At 58.7% G+C, this 17,739-nt stretch carries 19 protein-coding genes and 1 pseudogene; 10 read left to right on the top strand and 10 right to left on the bottom strand.

The features are described 5' to 3' along the window. Positions 1–4: 4 nt before the first annotated feature. From JQ575_RS11285 to JQ575_RS11270, 4 genes are all read right to left on the bottom strand, one after another. On the bottom strand, positions 5–1,645 hold the full coding sequence (locus tag JQ575_RS11285) for a hypothetical protein (RefSeq protein WP_212033276.1): 1,641 nt from the start codon (positions 1,643–1,645) through the stop codon (positions 5–7). Between the two features lie 236 nt (positions 1,646–1,881). Continuing rightward, positions 1,882–2,964 carry a class I SAM-dependent methyltransferase gene (locus JQ575_RS11280; protein ID WP_212033275.1) on the bottom strand — a complete coding sequence of 361 codons (1,083 nt, stop codon included), beginning with the start codon at positions 2,962–2,964 and terminating at the stop codon, positions 1,882–1,884. A gap of 28 nt (positions 2,965–2,992) precedes the next feature. Then, on the bottom strand, positions 2,993–5,104 hold the full coding sequence (locus JQ575_RS11275) for an alpha/beta hydrolase (protein WP_212033274.1): 2,112 nt from the start codon (positions 5,102–5,104) through the stop codon (positions 2,993–2,995). Positions 5,105–5,113: 9 nt separating this feature from the next. Further along, the gene (locus tag JQ575_RS11270) at positions 5,114–5,737 is read right to left on the bottom strand and encodes a TetR/AcrR family transcriptional regulator (RefSeq protein ID WP_212033273.1); all 624 of its coding nucleotides are present in this window, start codon (positions 5,735–5,737) and stop codon (positions 5,114–5,116) included. Positions 5,738–6,023: 286 nt separating this feature from the next. On the opposite strand from JQ575_RS11270, the gene JQ575_RS11265 reads away from it, so the two are divergent. Further along, positions 6,024–6,368, top strand: coding sequence for a DUF1491 family protein (locus JQ575_RS11265; protein WP_212033272.1), 345 nt, complete (start codon positions 6,024–6,026; stop codon positions 6,366–6,368). A 26-nt stretch (positions 6,369–6,394) separates the two neighbouring features. Here JQ575_RS11265 and JQ575_RS11260 read toward each other — a convergent pair whose 3' ends face one another. After that, a complete protein-coding gene (locus tag JQ575_RS11260) occupies positions 6,395–7,369 on the bottom strand; it encodes a DUF2336 domain-containing protein (protein WP_212033271.1) in 975 nt (324 codons plus the stop codon). Positions 7,370–7,947: 578 nt separating this feature from the next. Between JQ575_RS11260 and JQ575_RS11255 the strand changes: the two genes are divergently transcribed. The 6 genes and pseudogenes from JQ575_RS11255 (at position 7,948) to JQ575_RS11235 (ending at position 12,676) form a co-directional block, all read left to right on the top strand. Further along, positions 7,948–8,124, top strand: a complete 177-nt coding sequence (locus JQ575_RS11255; protein ID WP_002717305.1) for a hypothetical protein — start codon at positions 7,948–7,950, stop codon at positions 8,122–8,124. Between the two features lie 8 nt (positions 8,125–8,132). Continuing rightward, positions 8,133–8,521, top strand: a pseudogene (locus JQ575_RS44525) (SOS response-associated peptidase family protein); the annotation flags it as partial. 552 nt (positions 8,522–9,073) lie between these two features. Continuing rightward, positions 9,074–9,346 carry a DUF4258 domain-containing protein gene (locus JQ575_RS11250; protein ID WP_212033270.1) on the top strand — a complete coding sequence of 91 codons (273 nt, stop codon included), beginning with the start codon at positions 9,074–9,076 and terminating at the stop codon, positions 9,344–9,346. Between the two features lie 11 nt (positions 9,347–9,357). Continuing rightward, positions 9,358–10,881: a hypothetical protein gene (locus JQ575_RS11245; protein ID WP_212033269.1), complete on the top strand. Its 1,524-nt coding sequence runs from the start codon at positions 9,358–9,360 to the stop codon at positions 10,879–10,881. A gap of 14 nt (positions 10,882–10,895) precedes the next feature. After that, positions 10,896–11,885, top strand: coding sequence for a hypothetical protein (locus tag JQ575_RS11240; protein ID WP_212033268.1), 990 nt, complete (start codon positions 10,896–10,898; stop codon positions 11,883–11,885). 65 nt (positions 11,886–11,950) lie between these two features. Further along, complete coding sequence (locus JQ575_RS11235; protein WP_212033267.1) at positions 11,951–12,676, top strand: hypothetical protein; 726 nt, start codon at positions 11,951–11,953, stop codon at positions 12,674–12,676. A gap of 53 nt (positions 12,677–12,729) precedes the next feature. Here JQ575_RS11235 and JQ575_RS11230 read toward each other — a convergent pair whose 3' ends face one another. Together JQ575_RS11230 and JQ575_RS44520 are read right to left on the bottom strand one after the other, a co-directional pair. After that, positions 12,730–12,921 (bottom strand): hypothetical protein, encoded by a 192-nt coding sequence (locus tag JQ575_RS11230; protein ID WP_212033266.1) that lies wholly within the window; start codon positions 12,919–12,921, stop codon positions 12,730–12,732. A 131-nt stretch (positions 12,922–13,052) separates the two neighbouring features. Further along, the gene (locus JQ575_RS44520; protein ID WP_249166586.1) at positions 13,053–13,376 is read right to left on the bottom strand and encodes a hypothetical protein; all 324 of its coding nucleotides are present in this window, start codon (positions 13,374–13,376) and stop codon (positions 13,053–13,055) included. Between the two features lie 885 nt (positions 13,377–14,261). Here JQ575_RS44520 and JQ575_RS11220 point away from each other — a divergent pair. Together JQ575_RS11220 and JQ575_RS11215 are read left to right on the top strand one after the other, a co-directional pair. Continuing rightward, a complete protein-coding gene (locus JQ575_RS11220) occupies positions 14,262–14,981 on the top strand; it encodes a hypothetical protein (protein WP_212033264.1) in 720 nt (239 codons plus the stop codon). Positions 14,982–15,005: 24 nt separating this feature from the next. Then, the gene (locus JQ575_RS11215) at positions 15,006–15,371 is read left to right on the top strand and encodes a hypothetical protein (protein ID WP_212033263.1); all 366 of its coding nucleotides are present in this window, start codon (positions 15,006–15,008) and stop codon (positions 15,369–15,371) included. Positions 15,372–15,388: 17 nt separating this feature from the next. On the opposite strand, the gene JQ575_RS11210 is transcribed toward JQ575_RS11215, so the two are convergent. Together JQ575_RS11210 and JQ575_RS11205 are read right to left on the bottom strand one after the other, a co-directional pair. Then, positions 15,389–15,763 (bottom strand): hypothetical protein, encoded by a 375-nt coding sequence (locus tag JQ575_RS11210; protein ID WP_212033262.1) that lies wholly within the window; start codon positions 15,761–15,763, stop codon positions 15,389–15,391. 327 nt (positions 15,764–16,090) lie between these two features. Next, positions 16,091–16,276 carry a hypothetical protein gene (locus JQ575_RS11205; RefSeq protein ID WP_212033261.1) on the bottom strand — a complete coding sequence of 62 codons (186 nt, stop codon included), beginning with the start codon at positions 16,274–16,276 and terminating at the stop codon, positions 16,091–16,093. Positions 16,277–16,318: 42 nt separating this feature from the next. On the opposite strand from JQ575_RS11205, the gene JQ575_RS46410 reads away from it, so the two are divergent. Continuing rightward, complete coding sequence (locus tag JQ575_RS46410) at positions 16,319–16,759, top strand: tetratricopeptide repeat protein (protein WP_409364781.1); 441 nt, start codon at positions 16,319–16,321, stop codon at positions 16,757–16,759. 310 nt (positions 16,760–17,069) lie between these two features. Here the strand turns inward: JQ575_RS46410 and JQ575_RS11195 are convergent, their stop codons facing one another. Continuing rightward, complete coding sequence (locus tag JQ575_RS11195) at positions 17,070–17,447, bottom strand: hypothetical protein (protein ID WP_212033259.1); 378 nt, start codon at positions 17,445–17,447, stop codon at positions 17,070–17,072. Positions 17,448–17,739: the final 292 nt, after the last annotated feature.

Genomic DNA, 17,739 nt, shown 5'->3' with positions numbered 1-17,739 from the left:
GGCCTTACGACCCACCCAGCAGGATCTCGGTGACCTCGTCGGAGAATTGTTTTCTCCGCCCGTCGATCAAAATCCATTCCGAGCGGTCATGATCCGGCTTCGCGCGCGGCATGCCATGGTCGAGCAGGGCGCGCGCGCAGCCCGACCAGTCGCCGCCTTCGACCGGCTCGTTGCAAGAGGCCCAGGAAAGCGAACCGCAGGCGTTATCGCCAAAGCCATGTTGCTCGGTCCAGTTGGCCCCATGTTCAAGCAGGAACCGGGTCAATCCGGCATCGCCGCGAAACACCGCCAGATTGAGCGCCGACGCATTCCAGTCGCCGCCGCGCACCGCGATCGGCCAGCCGAGCCTGACCATCAGCCTTACCCCCACATCGTTGCCCTCGGCGGCGAGATCGGGCAGCAACCGCAACTGCGAGGCCGGAAGCGTTTCGGGGAGGTCGGGCCGCCTGGCGCGGATGCGCCGGGCCTCGGCCTCGTCGCCGCAAGCGCAGGCCGCGATGAACGCTTCCTCATCCGGAATGGGTTCGTGCGCAGCGCTCGCGCGCAAGAGATCAGCGACCTCGCGAAGACCGAACTGCAAGGCGAGCCGGTAGGCGCTGACGCCATCAGGCGTCGCTGCCGACGGGTTTGCGCCAGCGTTTAGCAGCGTCTCGATACACCGGCGGGATCGCCGCCGCCGGATCGCCCACAGCAGTGGCGAGCCCCAGTCGGTCAAGGGTGAATTGCGCGCGGGCTCATTCGGATCGCCGCCGTGCTGGAGCAGCAGTTCGAGTGCGGCGACATTGTCGAAGTCGAGTGCATGGTAGATCGCGTTGCTGCCCGCGACATGCGCGCCACGCTCGAGCAGCAGGCGGGTACATGCAAACGTCTCCAGCGAGTGATAGAGGGACTCGCCGTCATTGGGATCAGCGCCAGCGTCGAGCAGCAGTTGCGTGAGTTCAGGATCATGGTTCGTTCCGGCGGCGCCATACAGCGCCGACAAGGGATTGCCGTCGTCAGGTTCGCTGACCGATGCCGGCGGCCAACGATTGCCGATACGCTGGTTGGGATCAGCGCCTGCGCCCAGCAGCAGACGGGCACAGCGATGCAGACGCGTGCGGAATTCCGGAACGGACAACAGGCTGGAATGCGTGACGGCGACAAGTGGAGGCAGTTTCAGTGGTCCACCCGCGCGATTGACCCATGCTGCATCCTGCTGCGTGGCCTGTCGCAACGCATCTTCCGCGCCGATCGCACATGCCAGATAGGGGTTTCCGGCGACGAGGTCGGGGTTTTCGGCCAGCATCCTGATGGCGATGCGTGGGTTGGCGCGATTTGCCGTGCCGTTGATATCGCCGGCATAAACCAGTTGGAGCCAGCGCAGGACACGTTCCTCGCGCTCGCTGCCGATAGCCGATTGCGCTTCCAGATAACGCCTCAGGTCCTGCCAGGAAGCGAAGCCGTAGTCGCGCGCCACACACGATTGAGCGTCATGGAGCCGGAGATTCAAGGATACGATCTGGTCGTCGCTCCGCCCTGCGGCTGCCGGAAGGGCACGGCGAAACCGGGCAAAAGCGTCGCCATCACGTTGCCGGTAGAGACGGATCAGATCCTTGGCTTGCTTCTTGAGATGGTCGAGATTTAGTCGATCAGGCGATCGTTCCATTGAAAACCTCCGTGCATGGATCGCCGATGGTCCGCAATACCGGCTGCTGCACAAAGGCTCTAGGTGCTGCTTGGAAGCTGCAAGTGGGTTCGACCCTTCCCGCGGACCCGGGCGCGGCTTGCACCGCAGCTTTGAGAATATGGTTGGTCCGCGCGACGGTCAACCCGCCGCATGCCGGCCGCAAGTATTCTTGCGGCCGGTGAACTTTGCCCGGCTTGCAGCCGCTATGCTGGATACTAAGGCCTTGCCTCGAGGATCATGTTGAACGGCGTCTCGGTGGCACGACGCACGCTCTTGAAACCACCCTTCAGGATGACTTCGCGGAGCCGTGCTTCGCCGGCCTGCGCGCCAAGCGCCGTGCCGACTTCCTGCGAGAGCGAGGTCGGCACGCAGATCATGGTCGATGCGGCATAGTACAAGCGTCCGACCGGGTTGAGGTTCTGCTCGAGACGATCGCCCGCGATCGGCTCGCAGATCATCCATGTCCCATCGTCCTTCAGGGATTGGCGTATATGGGCGGCGGCTCCAGCCGGGTCGCCCATGTCGTGCAAGCAGTCGAAACAGGTCACGAGATCAAAGTCCTTGCCGGGATAATCCTTGGCGAGGCCGACCTCGAAGCGCGTGTTGGCGGAAACGCCATGGGTTTCGGCATGCGCCTTTGCATCCGCAATCGAACCGGGATGGAAGTCGTAGCCGACGAATCGGGATTTGGGGAAAGCCTTCGCCATCAGGACCGTCGACCAGCCGTGGCCGCAGCCGACGTCCGCGACGTCTGCGCCGGCCTCCAGCTTCTTCATCACGTCACCTCCGAGAGCAGGAAGCCACGTCGAAACGATGTTGTTGTGATAGCCGGGCCGGAAGAAGCGGGCCACCGCGCAGAACATGCAGCCGGCTTGATCGCCCCAGGCGACACCGCCGCCGGACTTGAACGCGGCCTGAACTTTCGGCTGGTTCTCGAGCATCGCCGCCATCAGATCGAAGCCGCCCATCAGATAAACCGGGCTGTCGGGAATAGCGAACACCATCGCCTGCTCGGGCGGCAGCGCGAATTTCGCCGAGGCAGGATCGTAGGACAAATAGTTGGAGCTCGCCTGATTGGACAGCCACTCGCGAAGATAGCGCGGATCGACTTTCGCGGAGCTGGCGAGTTCGGCTGAGGTCATCGGCCCATTGGTGTGTAGCGTCTTGTACAATCCAAGCGCATCGCCCATCCGTACCATGGCGACGCTGGACGCGCCCCCGAGGTCGCCCAGCATCTGGCCGACGAACGCGTTGAGTTTGCCTTCATCAATCCGGGTCGCTTGATTAACGCTCGACATAGCTACCTCCACTGACAATTGATTTCGGTTAGAACAGATCCGCCAGCATGCGGGCCGCACGTACCGCACCGTCGGCTTCGACGGATTTGAACTTGGCCGGCGCGCGCAATGCACCAACCGTCGCTTCAGCGATCATGTCCGGCGTCGATGTCGCGAATGCCATGCGCGTGCCGGCGCCATAGCGGTCGAGACGATGGGCGACGTGGAAATTCTGCTCGAAGTGGTTCTGGAGCGGGAAATACAGGAACGGCGTTCCGGCCGCGGTCAACTCCATGCAGGTGGTAAGGCCACCCTGCACGAGGGCGAGATCGCACGCGGCGAGATGACGGTCGAGGTCGGGTACGAAGGCGCGCAGCTCGACGCCATCAGGCGCGCCGAGCGAGGCGGGATCGATCCGCGGGCCCGCCACCACGATCATGCGCAACTCGGGCAGCCTGGCCCGTGCCATCGGATAGCTCTGCAGGATGCGTTTGATCAGGTGGGTGCCGACGGCGGATCCGCCGACCGTGACGATGCAGACGCGCTCGTCCGGGCGGTAGCCGAGGCGCTCGCGCAGCTCCGTGCGGCTGCCGAAAACATGCGGATGTTCGCCGATGACGTAGCCGGCGAAATCGAAATGCCGCGGCACCCAGTCGCGCATCGCCGGCAGGTCTTTGCCGAACGACATTGGGACGATGTCCTCCAGGCTTCCGACGAAAATGGCGCGGTCGCGTACGCCGGGATGCCGCTCGATATGTTCGATCATTTCGGCGTTGTAGTCGGTGGTCAGAAACGCCTCATGCTCGCCGCCCGACGGCATCGGCACATAGCCGACGAAGTCGGTAAACCAGGCGAGCGCGGCTTTCTTCAGCTCGGGGTGCTCGTGCCAGTAATGATCGATGTCCCAGGCCTCGTCGGCGATGACGAGATCGTAGCCTCCCTCGTCGACGGCATCCTGGAAGGTCATGAAGTTCGCGATCAGCACCTCGTCCATGTTGCGGAGGGCTTGGAAACAATGCAGGTCGTGCTCGCCCGACTCCATCTCGATATGCCTGGACTCGCTGGCCAGCCGCGCACTCAATGGATGGACGCGCTCGCCGTTCGCCTCCAGCAGGCGCGTCACCGGGTCTTGTGCCAGCCAATCGACCTCCAGATCCGGGTGCAGCTTGCGTAACTCGCGGGCGATCGCGATATCGCGCCGCCCGTGCCCGAGGCCGATCGGCGAAGAGAGATAGAGTGCGCGTTTGGCTTTCCTTGTCGTGCGGCCCGATCGCGCTGCAGGGGAGGCGATGGCGAGCCTGCGAGCGAGGAAATCGACAATCAGGGTGTTGGTCTTTGCGGGAATGCGGCCGAGCGGGTTGTGACCGCCGCCCGCAATGGTCACCAGCTCCGCATTCATCACCTCGGCCAATGCTTTGGCGCGCGCATGGCGCTGGATCTGGTCGTTGTCGCCATGAATGAGCAGCACCGGACAGCGGATCTTGCGATACATAGCTTCGCTGACATCGAAGCGCGGCGCGATCAGCCGTGCGTCGACGGTGTTGATCAACACGGGACCGCTGGTCTCGTCTGCCCAACCGATGCCGTCCTCGATCTGCTTGGTCGAGTGCGGTTCGGAATGGATGTTTCGGATAAAGTGCTCGGCAAAGTCGGGATAGTCCGCCAGCCAGTGCGCGCGGTTGAATTTATTCCAGCCGTCGAACCGTTCCTGTTTGGCATCGAAATGCTGGTTTGCCAGATGGGGATAGTTAGCGGGTCCGATGCTCGCTACCGTCCCGACCAGGATGGCTGCCTTCACGCGATCAGGGTGATGTGCGGCCAGCACGCTGGCGAGCATGCCGCCAAACGACAAGCCAACCAGGATTGCGTTGCCCGCGCCGGTGGCGTCCATGACGGCAAGCAGATCCGCCACGTAATTGTCCAGTGAGTAGCACTTCACATCCTCAGGACGGTCGGACTTGCCGTTGCCGCGGCCGTCATAGGTGATGCAGCGGAAGCGTTCGCTGAAATACGGCAATTGCGCCTTGTAGATCCGCGAATGGACGATGCACCAGGGCGGCACGAACAGCATGGTTTCCGGGCCATTGCCGTAGATCTCGTAATAGATCCTGACGCCGTCGCGATCGATAAAACCACTTTCGTCGGGCAACTTCGCACGCATCGCGTTACCTCATCGATTGGCTGCACCTTCGACGCTGCGAACGAGATCACCGACCCGCCGCAAGGACTGGCGTATCGGCGAGCCTTTCTTCTCGAAACCAAGCAGATAGAGGCTTTCCGCACCGATGAACGCATTGGCAGCGAAGGCTCCGACCTCCTCGGGCGTCAGCGGGCCGAGGCCGCCGAGTTCACGTTCAGCCTTGCGTGCCGCGCCGACGATGAGATCGACCCATCCCATGATCGCGGTGCGTACGACCTGTGCGACCGCGGGGTCGGACCAGCTCGCAGCGATCAGTTCCTGCAGCACGCGCACATAGCCGGATGCGATGTCGTCGTCGAGATAATCGCAGGCCCGGTCCCACTGCTCCGACAGTTTGAGACTGGTGTCGCCGAACATCGCGTTCTGGCGGTCCAATAGCTGCGCGTTCAAGTACTCGAACAGCGCCAGAACCATGCCTTGCTTGGATCCGAAATGATAATGGATCTGGCTGAGTGGAACGCCCGCAGCCGCCGCGACGTCGCGGGTCGACAAGCCCGCGTAGCCGTTCTGGCGCAGCACTTTCTTGGCGGCTTCGAGCAGCGTGGTGCTGGTCTCTGCCTTTTTTTCGATTTTTTTGGCCGCTGCGCGCGCCACGATGAAATCTCCCTGGTGCGATCGCAAATCACCATAATTCGGTCGACCGACCGAGTCAATATTCTTGCGCTGCGGCTCACGATCTTGTGCGGGCTTACTTAACTGCAAAGGCCGGGATGGCGTGGATCATGACTGTCGGGAACCGCGTCCTTGGAAACCGGCGCCACCTTCGACAAGTGCTTTTCACGATCCCGTTGCGGATAACTCTGCCGACTGCATGCGCACGGGAACGCGCCTTGGCCATGGCCTCTGGCGCCAGCGTGGACGCTGGCCTATCGTCCGGCCCATGCGATTAAAATCATCGATCTGGGTGGCGGCCTATCTGCGCCGTTGCCAAACCGAAGGCGTCTTCGGCGCCGTGCGCAGGCGCGGCGCGGAGGAAGCCGGTGCTGTTTTCGTCAAGGTGGCTCACCTCGACGGCAACGCCATGCTGTACGGGCCGGCGCCGCAGACCGTCTATGACGAGAGCCGGCCGACCGAGCGCCTGTTCGTGCCGGCGTCACCGCAGCCGGTGCCTGAGCAGTCGGTGGAAGAACGCCTTGCCAAGGAAATCAAGTTCGATCCCGACACCTGGATCGTCGAGACCGAGGACCGGGCAGGGCGGCATTTTCTCGATCTGGCGAAAGCCTGAGCGCCTGATCTCTGGCGTTCGCCCTTCTAGCGCTTCGACCCGTCAGTGCCGGTGCGCACGATTGGCGCGCTTCCGGGCTGTACGGCCGGCCGTGTCTGGGATGCGGCGGAGCGGGCGCGGTTGCGCTCGTCGTCGTAGAGCGCGGCGCGATACTTGGCGCGCGTGACCGCCATGGTCGAGCCGCGCCACGCCGCCAGCATGACCAGTGCGGATCGTTCGGTCAGTCGGTCGTAGAGCCGCGACAGCCGGTAGACATGGTGCACGGAGACGCCGGATTCAGGATTGAGGAACATCAATATCCGCTGGAACGCCGCGCTCGGCATGTCGAGCGCACGGGCCGCACAGGCCAGCGGCTCGCCGCCGGGATCATTCACCACCTGGGTGGCGATCCGCGCCGGCAGGATCAGCGCCTCGCCGATCTCCAGTGCAAAACTGTCGGCGTCCTCGGCAAACGCGGCCATCTCCAGCGTCTCGATCGCACGCTTGGCGCGCGCCGCCGGAATTCGCGCCGAGGCCTTCAGCGGCGTCTCGTCGAGATTGTGCAGGATCTGCGCGCGTTCGCTGGCATTGGCCGCAAAGAACATGTCGCTGATTTCGGCGGCATCGTTGGGCCGCATCGCCAGGCTGGAGGCCATCCGCAGTTCCGCTTCGGTCGGCACCCGGGGGGCCGCTTCGGGCGGGGCGGTGGCAATCGAAGGCGCGAGCGGCACCGTCTGGCCGGGATGGGCGCGCCGCAATCCGAGCTTGTTCATGATCTCGAGCGGGGTTGCCGGATAGATGGCAAGCCGGGCCCGCACCGCCGCGCGGGTGGCGTCGTCGACCTGGTCGATCAGGCGTGAAGTGAGTTCGACGAACTGCCGTTCCTCGTCGGCGGAATGCGCGCTGGCCTGGACATAGAGGTCGGTCAGCACGCGCAGCAAAGTAGGGCGGATGTCGACGCCCTCGCGGCGCGAGAGCGACATCAGCCCGTCGAAGCCCGGAAATAATGGTGCTGCGGTCATGTGAGGTATACGCGACTTGGAAATCCCTTGGCTGAGCCTACGCGGGGCGCTTTAAGAGTTGGTTAAGGAAAACAACCCCTGAAAAAATGCCGGACTTTTGCGGGTGTTGCATTAACCACAGCGGCCGGGCCGCCGGCGGGCCCCCAAGCGGTGATTAAGATGCCGTTAAAATTAGATAGGAGCTAATCATTTGATTTTGTTTATATTATTCTAAAGTTTCTTAGCTGAGCTAACGTGGCGCTAACGCGTGTGAGGCGGCTCCGGCGCCTTTGGGGGCAAGGTCACTCGATCCTCGTCGGCGCGGGCGAGGAGTGTGGGAGGAAGATCAATACCGAGCGCCTTGGTATTTCGTCGGCTGCATTACCGGATTGGCAGGGCGAGGCCCCGTTGAGAACCTTGGCGTGGTACTGCTCTTTCTCCTCGGTCTTGCGTTGCGCAACCGATTTCGCATGAAGTGATCGCGGATATCCGTACAAGCGCAGCCATCTGGTCGCGCTGCGCACCATCAAGGTCACGGCGAGCGATCCGCCGACGACATGGTGGCCGGGCGAGCGGTGAATGATGATGAGGGAGCGACGATGAACGGAAGCCGCTACTACGTGGTGCGATCAGAGGGCACGAAATACGGCATAGGCTTTGGCAGCGCGCTCGCTATCGCCATCAGCTACACGACCAACAAGTCGATCCTCTGGGCGATCATCCACGGTATTTTGGGCTGGCTGTACGTGATCTACTTCGCACTGTTCCGGTCGTAGCCTCCCCGATGTGCAATCTCTACAGCATCACCACGAACCAAGCGGCCATCGCGGCGCTGTTCCGCGTCGTCAATCGCTATGTTGGCAACCTCGCGCCAATGCCGGGCGTGTTTCCAGACTATCCGGCCCCGGTGATCCGCAACACCGCCGATGGCACCGAAATGGTGACCATGCGTTGGGGCATGCCGCCACCGCCGCGCACCGGGGGCCACCGGTCACCAACATCCGCAACACTTCATCGCCGCACTAGCGCGGCTGGCTCAAGCCAGAGAACCGATGCTTGGTACCCGCCAACAGCTTTGCCGAATATGCACCGGAGCCGAACCGGAAACGAAAAAAGGATGTCGTCTGGTTCGCGCTCAGTGAAGACCGGCCGCTATTCGCCTTCGCTGGCATCTCAATGCGCGACACCGCTAGATTGATCGATCACATCCGCACCAGACATGACGCGGACCTTTACTTTCCAAGTTTTCGCAGACTTCACTATCGTTGGATGACCAACCCCGAGCTGGCTTTGCGTCGGCAGCACAAGGGTGCGCCACACTCCACCTCCATAGAGTAGATAATGGCGTGCTTGCTCTGCGATGACACCGGCTGGGTCTGCGAGGTCCATCCCGACCAGCCATGGCAGGCCCGCACGCGTGTGCCTCCGGCGCAGCCGGTACGCCTTGTCCGCGCTGCAACACCGCGCAACCGCTAACAAACCGCCGCCTGCCGAAGAGGTCCAAGCCGATGCCAAGTAAGGGCTGGCCGCATCCGGGCGAACCGAATGCCTACCTACTGCAGCGACCAAACTTATAACGACCTCATCTAACTCACTGTTATATACATCATATCTGTTCGTACCGTTTTAAGTACCATTTTTATCCCCGCTAGATACCACTTTGGAGCCAAAGGAAGATGTATCATTTGCTAACATCTGCGTAACGGCTTCCCTAGGAGGAAACAGATGTTCAGTATTTCGAATCATGCCGAACTACGCTGTAGGCAACGGGGTATTTCCGAGGACTCGATCGAGCGGATTTTTGAAAACGCCGATTGCGAAAGGGATATTGGCAATCATTGCACGCTCATCAGGGTCAGTCAGCAGTTCGCCAAGGCAATGAACCTAGGGTACCTGAGCCAACTCGCGGTGGTGTGGAGCGAAAGTCACGCACAAGTCGTCACCGTTCTCTTTATCCACGAAAATGCACGCGGCCGACGTTACCGGGCCAAGCACTGAAAGCCTTTGTCATGATCGACAACGTAATATCGATTGTAGGTCGCCTTCCAAGTCAGCGGCGCGCCGACGATCCCGACCAAAGGTCAGACGCAGTGGAAGCGAAGCATAGCGCTGACGAAGTAAGGCGACTCAGGCAAATCGAAAAGCGCTGCAACGACAGTAAAGGCGGGTACCTCAGATTTCAGTCGCGTGAGGACAGACTTTTCGCCGCAAAAGCGCTTGGTCAAATCCTCAAAGATTCCAAAAAAACTATTGCGTATCTCAAGGAGGAGTGGAGCAGCGCAAAAGGCGGCGGCCCATTTCACCTGCATCGGTACATGATCTCGCCAGACCTCGATCTTAGCGATGCAAAGAACCGTGCAGCCAAGGCTGATAAGCTCATCGGTCTTGCGCGCGGATACCTCGAAAGAGCAACTTTCATCGCCGAGGCGAGCGGCCAAGAGGTGGAGCAAGCTAAAATCAGCCTGTTTCGAAACACAAGCATCTGGCGTCGCCCGGCAACCTTGGCGAAGGGAGACAGCGCTGGCGCGGATGAGGCGGCTGAGAACATTGCCCTCCTTTTGCAAGAGCTAAGCAGGAGGATCATTCTCAGGACAGACTTGATGCAGCTTTTTCATCGAATGCAGCGTGTCCCAGGAACATGGGATTTTCGGCGCAATGAATTCCGATTAACCGGAATGGCATGCCTCTTCCGAACCGCTTATCAAGAGGGATACGAACATTGGACCGAGGCCCCACCGCTTCCAAGCGTGCCACTCATTCGGGTTTGGCACGCAGGTTGGCGATTGCCGGTCAGCTTGGAAGCCACTGACCACAGTAGCGCGCAGTTTACGTCGCCGATTGATAGCGAAATCAATCTATTTCGCGAGATACGGCTTGCGATAGGTCCCACGGTGAAAGAGCGAACGTTAGGACCAATGATCGAGTCTCGCGCGTGGGTCGAACTCACTCTATTCAACGAAGACGGCTCAGAGTTTGGCCGATGGCCCTTAGACCCCAGTTGCGATCTCGGGTTTTTCGAAAGTGCCGGTACCTATGTTGACGTTCAAAATGCGCGATACCGAGTAAGCTCGGAGTTGGAAATATTGCCGGATTTTGAAGGCGAGCATGCGGAGATGGCAGCGATCCGTCGTGGCGAAAGCACGACTAGTGGTTCACTGTGGGAGCATTCGCCGCTGACGGACGAAAAGCAGTTTCTAGAAAATTATTATTTCTCATGGACACCCGCCGATGGGGATCACGTCGCGCATTGGCTAGGTCGGCAATGCAATGGCCGCGTTCAACCTGTCGAGTTACTGCCCCAGGTCAGCGGAAAGCGTGTGTGGGAGACGAACTGGTATCCACGGTTTATACTTGGACATTTCGTTTACCAAGCGATTGTGGACGGACGACTGGAAGCCGCTCTTCTCGAAAGCGTGGAGGTCATTCGAAGCGCGTTCAGTGATTACGAAGCGAGATGGCTCGCTGAATTACGAGATCAAACTAACGAATTGATTGTCCAATTGCGAGACGGGCTTCCGTCTCGTGAGAATTAGAAATGGAGTTTTCCATGATTAGCCACCGTATCTATGAGTGTGACAGCGACGCCCTTTTCTTGCGCTCGTTCAGAGAGCGGCCGGAGTTTACGGCGCTCGTCGCCAAGCTCGTCACCGGGAGAGAAATCGGAGAAGCCGCTGAGATATTTGCTCAGCAGCGTCACATCGGCAGCCCGGGATCAATCGACCTGATCCTGAGGTTTACTAATGGACCGATCATCCTCATCGAAAACAAAATCGACGCTGGCTATAGCGTCACGCGCGAGGGCTTCGGACAGCCACATCGCTACCAGAAGACTGTTGCGGCCTATCGTAACCAAGGCGTTGAGGCATTTTCGGTCCTGCTTGCGCCCGACCAGTATCTCAAGGGTAGCCGATTGGCGAATATGTTCGACGTTCGCATCTCGTACGAATACCTTCGCAAATTTATTGGCGCGGCCGACCGATTAACAATCGACGTCGCAATACAGCAGGCTAATTCGCCCTATGAGCCCTTGCCCAATGACGGCGCGATTAGCTTTTTCAAAGCGATGCGCCAGCTACTACTAAAGCGCTATCCCACACTTGTAATGAAATCAGACCCTAATGCGGACGGGATTCGTCCGACAGAGTCTAGAACTATCTATTTTGAAGTATCAAAGACGCTCCGGGTGCATTCTGCGGTGCCTCGTCCCAGAATGTCACTTCAATGCCGGGACAGCGGCGCACCCTCAGCCTCGGTCAAGATCATGTTGCCCGGCCTTGCAAAACTTACTGAACGCACAACGTTTCCGATGAGCCTAACCGATATTGGAGGGTATTTGAGGCGCGCGGGCGGCTCCCTCGGAATTGTTATTGACACGCCGCGCCTGGACACACAGAAGCCGTTCGCTGATCAGGCAGACGATGTCGTAGACGCCCTGGAGGCCGCACTGCGGCTCCAGTACTGGTGGAATGGAAACGACGACTTATTGAGAAGCTGGACCAGCATGGCTGGCGGTCTGAGCGGGGCTAAAACGGTGTGACGATCTTGGGGCAGCAAAAGACGATGGTGCTCAACTTGCGAAGATGTAACGCGGCTGTGCTTTGCATGCTACCGATCCTGATGGCGCTGACTTCTTTTGGTCCCGCCTCTTCGCGCGATGCTGGCAAGACAGTGGACCGCGACTCAGTCGTCGCCCGAAACGTCCGTTATGAAGTGCGTGAAAGTCCTTCGGAAAAAGGTCACAAGTGCCTCTACCGAGATGAGAGGCAAATGCTTTGTCCCGGGACAGCGTTCATCGCATTCGAGAAGCACCACAAGACAAGGAACTACGATCTTATAGTGATTTCCATGGGCGAACTCGGATCGGGAACACGTTGGTGGGATTGGAAACTGATCATCGAGAGTGGGAAGCAGGCGGTCATTAAGCCGCTCGCAAATCAATGCCTTGAATGTGAGATCAAAATTGAGAGATTGGAGGTTCAATTAAATGAGATCATTTTCTCTTACCGCCAAGAGCAACGCCTGATAAGCGTACGCTTTCACTCAGGCCAACTCACGATGCGCAAGAGTAAGCTCGATGCTCGCGAGCCGCTGGATGAGGACACCTGCGGCATGCTTTTTGGCAATTATGAAGAATGCAGAAGCACGGAGCGCAATCCGGCGGATTGCACGATGGCTCATGCAAATTCCAGTCACTTTTCTATCTTACGAGCCGAGGATCGGTACGCCGGAATTTCTTACGGAAGCCTGCAACGGTTATGCAAGGCTGCCTGCTCGACCGGCAAGGCGATGGGCCGTACAGCTTTCTTCAAGAAGGTGTGCCGACGATAGGGCACTAATCGCGACGCGCTCCGAGCAACAGCCCGGCAACGTCTGACGTCGGGCTATTCAAGCGAATGTGACCAAACGGGCTGCTGCCAGCTCACTCTTGCGCCAGTCGGCCCGGCGCTGTTGCTCAGTCGCCACGCCTTCCGCGGCTCAACGTCCAGAATAATCTGATCGATCTCGCGTCCACCCAGCGTCCGCTTTATGCGCAGCACCGTAGACAGCGTGATCACCACATCGCCATAAGGCATCAGCATATCTCGCGCGGCGACATTTGCCCGATGAAGGTGTCGATGGGTTCTTCGCTGGTGCAGAGCACGGCGACTTCCGGTCTACCGCTTGGCGAGCCCGGGACGGGGGTGATAGCCTTTGGAATATTTCATCAGTAATCTCTTTCCGCGATACTAATATCGAGGTGACCGTATGAATCGATTATGCACTTCGCTTCATACTTCAGCGTAAGGCCGTAGCCATTTTTCGCATCGAAAGATAATTTTGTGTAACGAGTCCCCTTCGACATGTTAGTGGCGTAACCCAAGAAGCCATGGATATCGACCGTGGACGGGTGCGTTGCTCTTTGCTTGATGCCTTCTTTACAAAGATTTTTACTGACCCACTCGTCTTCGGGGGCTTTTTTGGAAGTTTTTTCACTACTTCCGATTCCGAAAAATAACACTCCCACAACGATGACAAAAAGACTGAGCATGATTGCTCCGAATATTTTTATCCCATCTTCTCCTTGAGCACGACGGTAAGACCGAGGCGCTATTCGTGTGGGGTTCTCGGTGGTCGCGTCGTAATTTACAGCGACGGGTAGCGGCGGCGGATGCGCAACGGGCAATGGTGGAGGCTTGACATTCACAGGAGCGGATGCGGGCGCTCCACATTCCGGGCAGGCTACAGCCTTATCCGAAATTTCGCGGGCGCATTCCCAACATTTGATCAATGCCCACTTTTTGCCCCTACATCTCTAAAGGCGCGTACGTGAACGCTGTTCGCGCCTTTGAATTTCGCCGGGTGTCAACTTGCGTCGGAAGCGGTTTCTTAGCTTGTTCAGTGGCGTTAGCGATAGACGATCACGCAGGAGCCCGTCTAGGGGCTTCGCCCTTTCCACTACCCAGGCTTCCCATGCGAAACTCATGAATGATAAGCACTAACGTCGTGACACCTGCAAGCAGGGCGAGGGACGAATACAGGCCGGGATCGTGCCAATCGATGTTCATGCGGGTCTCGCGCCGCCAAAAGGGCGATGAAAGACCGGCAGTGCTGACCCCGCAAACGGGTCTGCCAAACTCGCAGACGCCCAGAGGAATTGCGCCGCGCTGCCGGTGGCTGTTAGTAGCATTGCTGCCGGTGGGGGACTTGTGACTCCGCGCCATACATTTGTTTGTCGCCGCCGTGCGGGCTGGCTGCGCGCTCGTCGCGCTCGGCGCTGGCATGACGCGCTCGCGAGGTGCCGCAGGGAGCGTCGGGCGTGGCAGGCTGTCACACACCGGCCAGCCGAAATAACACACCAGTGGCCTGCCACCGGCCTATCCAACGCCCGTATCTTCAGGATACGATCTTTGCGAGCCAAGGGCGGGGGCATGGAATGAGCCGGATCGAGAAGATCATCGTTGTGGTTCTGGGCCTCATTTCCGTGTCGTTACTGGTTTTCATCACTCGTTCGTGGACATCGCAGACCGCTGCTGTGGCCGCTGGTCAGCCCTCGCTTTGGAAAGTGGTTGGCCGCGTGCCAGATAAGTCTAAACCGATTTTCGTTGAGCTTGATCAAACGGCCGTTGCGCGTCGTGAAATCTACGACGAGGCCGTTCGATCCTTGTGTGGTTCTGCCTCATGCCAAATTCTGTTCTTAGCACCCGGAGACCCGACGCCTCCTTCAAGCTCGTTCAAGGCATTCTATGACTTTGGCGGATTTAACGTCCGGCATTTGGCATATTGGTATTCGGCCCAACCTGGCTCAGGCGATTTCACAGGATGGGATTGTGAGCGGGCAGGTGCAAACGGGGCTCCGCTCAGTGCGCTTTGCGGGGACAGCGTTCGTGAAGCCCACAAGGCAATCCTAACGCTTACGATTCACGCGGGGACGCAGAAGGCGTGTGGGTGGCCTCCTAACGGCGACGAAAAGATCGTCGGCGACTATATCTCGCGGATGTCGGACAAACCTAGACAAGAACAATTCCAGAGCATCTTTCTGCAGGTCTACAATGGCGGAAACCGGCGTCCCGACAATCTTAGCGAATGTGACAATGTACGGAAGCGGAACGCAGCGCGGCTGCTTGAAGCGCGCAAATTGTTGACCGCACGATGATCACGCCACCCCGACGATGAACAGATGGGCAAGCTCGCTAAATGGACGCTAGTCGGTTCGGTCTTGATTTTGGCGGCCGCCGTGTTTCTGTGGAACTCTGGCAACTCGAAAGTTGCAGACCTAATAAACTCTCAGTTTGGCCGGGTGTGTGACGCAAAAGTGGAGGGCATTTTCTCAAACACCCTTAGGCTCGACTGGACCGCGGAGACGAAGAAACTAAATGTCATCGTCGTCATGGCGGCGGTCGGTAATGCAAAGGAGAGCATCTATTCCAAAGGCATTCGATATCTTAAATTCCCGAACGATGCTGGCGGTTACAACATCATTGACTGGAAAACAGGTGAAAAATCTTCAATTGAAGAGCGAGCACCATACTATTTTCGTGGATAATTTGGTCACAAACCGCCTCAGCCACGCCGTTGAGATCGGATCATCGCTTCGAGGTCTTTTTTGTTTCGGAATTTAATTGTTCTGCCGTCAATGAGACTTACGACACCGCCATCGGGCTCGTTTCGAAAGGGTATGCCATCGACTACCCCATCGGCAGTGAAATCAATTGCAGCCTGCTTGACAGGAGTAAATCCCTTGCTCGTTTTTTGAAGCGAATCGAGCCGCATTGCTTCTTCACTGTCGGGCAATGGCTCCATTAGCAATGCGTGAGGAAGAGCGACGATGAAGATACACGCACCGTAGAACCACCACAGGCCAAATGATCGTCCCTTCTTTTTCGCCAAAAAGGCCGGGATAAGTCCCAGCAGAACCGCGAATATCAAAATCTCCATTTTGCTTCCTTTTGATCGTAGCAGGACGAGTTCACGGGGGCGGCCCGATCTCTATCACGGTCTGTCTGGGGAAGCTAAACACGCCGCCCATCGCCTTGCCGGATTGCAGCATGGGAATCACGCCAGCCGGGCGAGCGCTTTGGCGGCTCCTACTCAAAGTTTTGACAGCGCGGCTGTCTTGATCCGGCCCGGCTGCTCTGGTGGAATCTCGGGAAAAAACTCGGATGCGCCGGAATAGTCCTTCCCCGCGCGATCCGGCGCGCGAGGGTCAAGCGCCCTCAAATCTGCGCAGCCGCCGCCATTACTCCGCAGACGCATCCGGATTTCTTACCGAAACACCTGATCGAACACGCGGCCGACCGGCTTACCCGACGCCAGCATCGGCACCAAGGCGAGCTTGAGTCTTCCCATCGCGGTGCCGTTGGTCAATTTCGATATTGAAACCGACCGCGATTGGCTGAAGCACGGCGGAAAGCCCACGATGCAGATTTGCTGTGCTGACGCAGCGTTCATGATCGCGCGCGCTATGTCGAAGCTGAGGAGTGGACACCCAAAATGGTGGCTTACAAAATCTGTGGTCGCCAACCTCGACAACATTTAGCCTCTGACGATGACCGCCACTTGATAAGGACTGCTATACATGCCAGCCATAACTCTTCTTCGACGTGTGGCGGGGCAACCGGAAATGAACTTCAAGGCAATCACGATAATCGCTCTGGCGTTGAGCATTGCCACACCGGTGGCATCAGGTACGTTAGAGGAACCTTATGCCCGGCTGCAAGAGGGGACTATGCTACTGCGTTTCAGATTTGGCGTCAGGCTGCTGACCAAGGCAACAGGGACGCCCAAACCCTTGTCGGGACCATGTACGCCAACGGTCGGAGCATTCCGCAAGACTATGCTGAGGCGTTGAAGTGGCATCGGAAGGCTGCTGACCAAGGCACACTTTGGCCCAAACCAATCTCGGGGAAATGCTCGCCAAAGGCCGAGGGGTGAAGGACCTTGTTAGCGCGCATATGTGGTACAACTTGGCGTCAGCGCGCGGTGACACGCGCGGGGAAATAAATTGACGTTACATCGAAATGGAGATGACCGCAGCCCAGATAGCCGTGGCGCAGAGGTTAGCACGAGAGTGGAAGCCGAATAAGTAGCCTGCCCATGATCGTGCGCCGCCGCCGCTCCGGCTTCATCGAACTGTGCCGTCGAAGGGTGACGGCATTCCTCGCCGGGTTCGAGCCGCTGATAGCAGAAGCACAGGCGGCGGTAGCAATGATGGGCTCGCGGTTCCGCAAACATTGGCTCGGCCCTATTTGCAAGTCCCACTGAAGATTTCGAAGACGCCCTCGCTGCCCCGGTTCTCAATAATGAATGGTTTTTCTTTCCGCTCATTGAAGCCGTAGATGACGACTTTGTAGACCCGTTGTCCCATGACGCGACCTTGGCTCACGAGAGAACTGCCCGTTGAGCCTCGCTGCATGATCTGCCACGTGGGTGATCCCAAGAATATCTCACCGACCGCATTTCCAGTGTTCTTGTCGATCATGAACTGGGGGCTCCAGTCCATCTGCGGCTTGGCGCGGACGAGCCCACCATCGTTTAAGAATAGCTGCTCCTTTGCTTGGCACGAATACGTATCCGCCGCCATGCCCGGAGAACATGCGAACGAAAACAGGACGATGGACAAAAAGCCATTTCTCATTGTTATGCGATACCCTTCGTCGCGTCTGTTCTTGCGTTAAACACGCACCGTTGCTGACAGCCGCCCCGACTGCTGTCAACATCGGTTAAACCGTCCGCTCGCTGCCTGAACACGGTCGGGCCGTCTCACCCGTCAGTTATCGCCCGTGCCCCAACTCGGACATGGCGGCCTATCCCAATAGCAACCAACGTGCTTTGATAATCACTATAGAAGCGTCGCGACTTCTTATCTTGCCCACACGGGCAATCTATGTCCGACAATCCAACAGTCTGAAAGC

Source organism: Bradyrhizobium sp. JYMT SZCCT0428 (assembly GCF_018131075.1).
Taxonomy (GTDB): Bacteria; Pseudomonadota; Alphaproteobacteria; order Rhizobiales; family Xanthobacteraceae; genus Bradyrhizobium.
The sequence above is the reverse complement of the archived record's forward strand: the minus strand, read 5'-3'. Positions and strand labels throughout refer to the sequence as shown.

What these genes read in the sequence shown, in the direction of transcription:
- JQ575_RS11285 (WP_212033276.1), bottom strand. Translation starts at nt 1,645, where the DNA reads ATGGAACGATCGCCTGATCGACTAAATCTCGACCATCTCAAGAAGCAA.
- JQ575_RS11280 (WP_212033275.1), bottom strand. Translation starts at nt 2,964, where the DNA reads ATGTCGAGCGTTAATCAAGCGACCCGGATTGATGAAGGCAAACTCAAC.
- JQ575_RS11275 (WP_212033274.1), bottom strand. Translation starts at nt 5,104, where the DNA reads ATGCGTGCGAAGTTGCCCGACGAAAGTGGTTTTATCGATCGCGACGGC.
- JQ575_RS11265 (WP_212033272.1), top strand. Translation starts at nt 6,024, where the DNA reads ATGCGATTAAAATCATCGATCTGGGTGGCGGCCTATCTGCGCCGTTGC.
- JQ575_RS11260 (WP_212033271.1), bottom strand. Translation starts at nt 7,369, where the DNA reads ATGACCGCAGCACCATTATTTCCGGGCTTCGACGGGCTGATGTCGCTC.
- JQ575_RS11255 (WP_002717305.1), top strand. Translation starts at nt 7,948, where the DNA reads ATGAACGGAAGCCGCTACTACGTGGTGCGATCAGAGGGCACGAAATAC.
- JQ575_RS11250 (WP_212033270.1), top strand. Translation starts at nt 9,074, where the DNA reads ATGTTCAGTATTTCGAATCATGCCGAACTACGCTGTAGGCAACGGGGT.
- JQ575_RS11245 (WP_212033269.1), top strand. Translation starts at nt 9,358, where the DNA reads ATGATCGACAACGTAATATCGATTGTAGGTCGCCTTCCAAGTCAGCGG.
- JQ575_RS11240 (WP_212033268.1), top strand. Translation starts at nt 10,896, where the DNA reads ATGATTAGCCACCGTATCTATGAGTGTGACAGCGACGCCCTTTTCTTG.
- JQ575_RS11235 (WP_212033267.1), top strand. Translation starts at nt 11,951, where the DNA reads ATGCTACCGATCCTGATGGCGCTGACTTCTTTTGGTCCCGCCTCTTCG.
- JQ575_RS11230 (WP_212033266.1), bottom strand. Translation starts at nt 12,921, where the DNA reads ATGCCTTATGGCGATGTGGTGATCACGCTGTCTACGGTGCTGCGCATA.
- JQ575_RS44520 (WP_249166586.1), bottom strand. Translation starts at nt 13,376, where the DNA reads ATGCTCAGTCTTTTTGTCATCGTTGTGGGAGTGTTATTTTTCGGAATC.
- JQ575_RS11220 (WP_212033264.1), top strand. Translation starts at nt 14,262, where the DNA reads ATGAGCCGGATCGAGAAGATCATCGTTGTGGTTCTGGGCCTCATTTCC.
- JQ575_RS11215 (WP_212033263.1), top strand. Translation starts at nt 15,006, where the DNA reads ATGGGCAAGCTCGCTAAATGGACGCTAGTCGGTTCGGTCTTGATTTTG.
- JQ575_RS11210 (WP_212033262.1), bottom strand. Translation starts at nt 15,763, where the DNA reads ATGGAGATTTTGATATTCGCGGTTCTGCTGGGACTTATCCCGGCCTTT.
- JQ575_RS11205 (WP_212033261.1), bottom strand. Translation starts at nt 16,276, where the DNA reads ATGAACGCTGCGTCAGCACAGCAAATCTGCATCGTGGGCTTTCCGCCG.
- JQ575_RS46410 (WP_409364781.1), top strand. Translation starts at nt 16,319, where the DNA reads ATGGTGGCTTACAAAATCTGTGGTCGCCAACCTCGACAACATTTAGCC.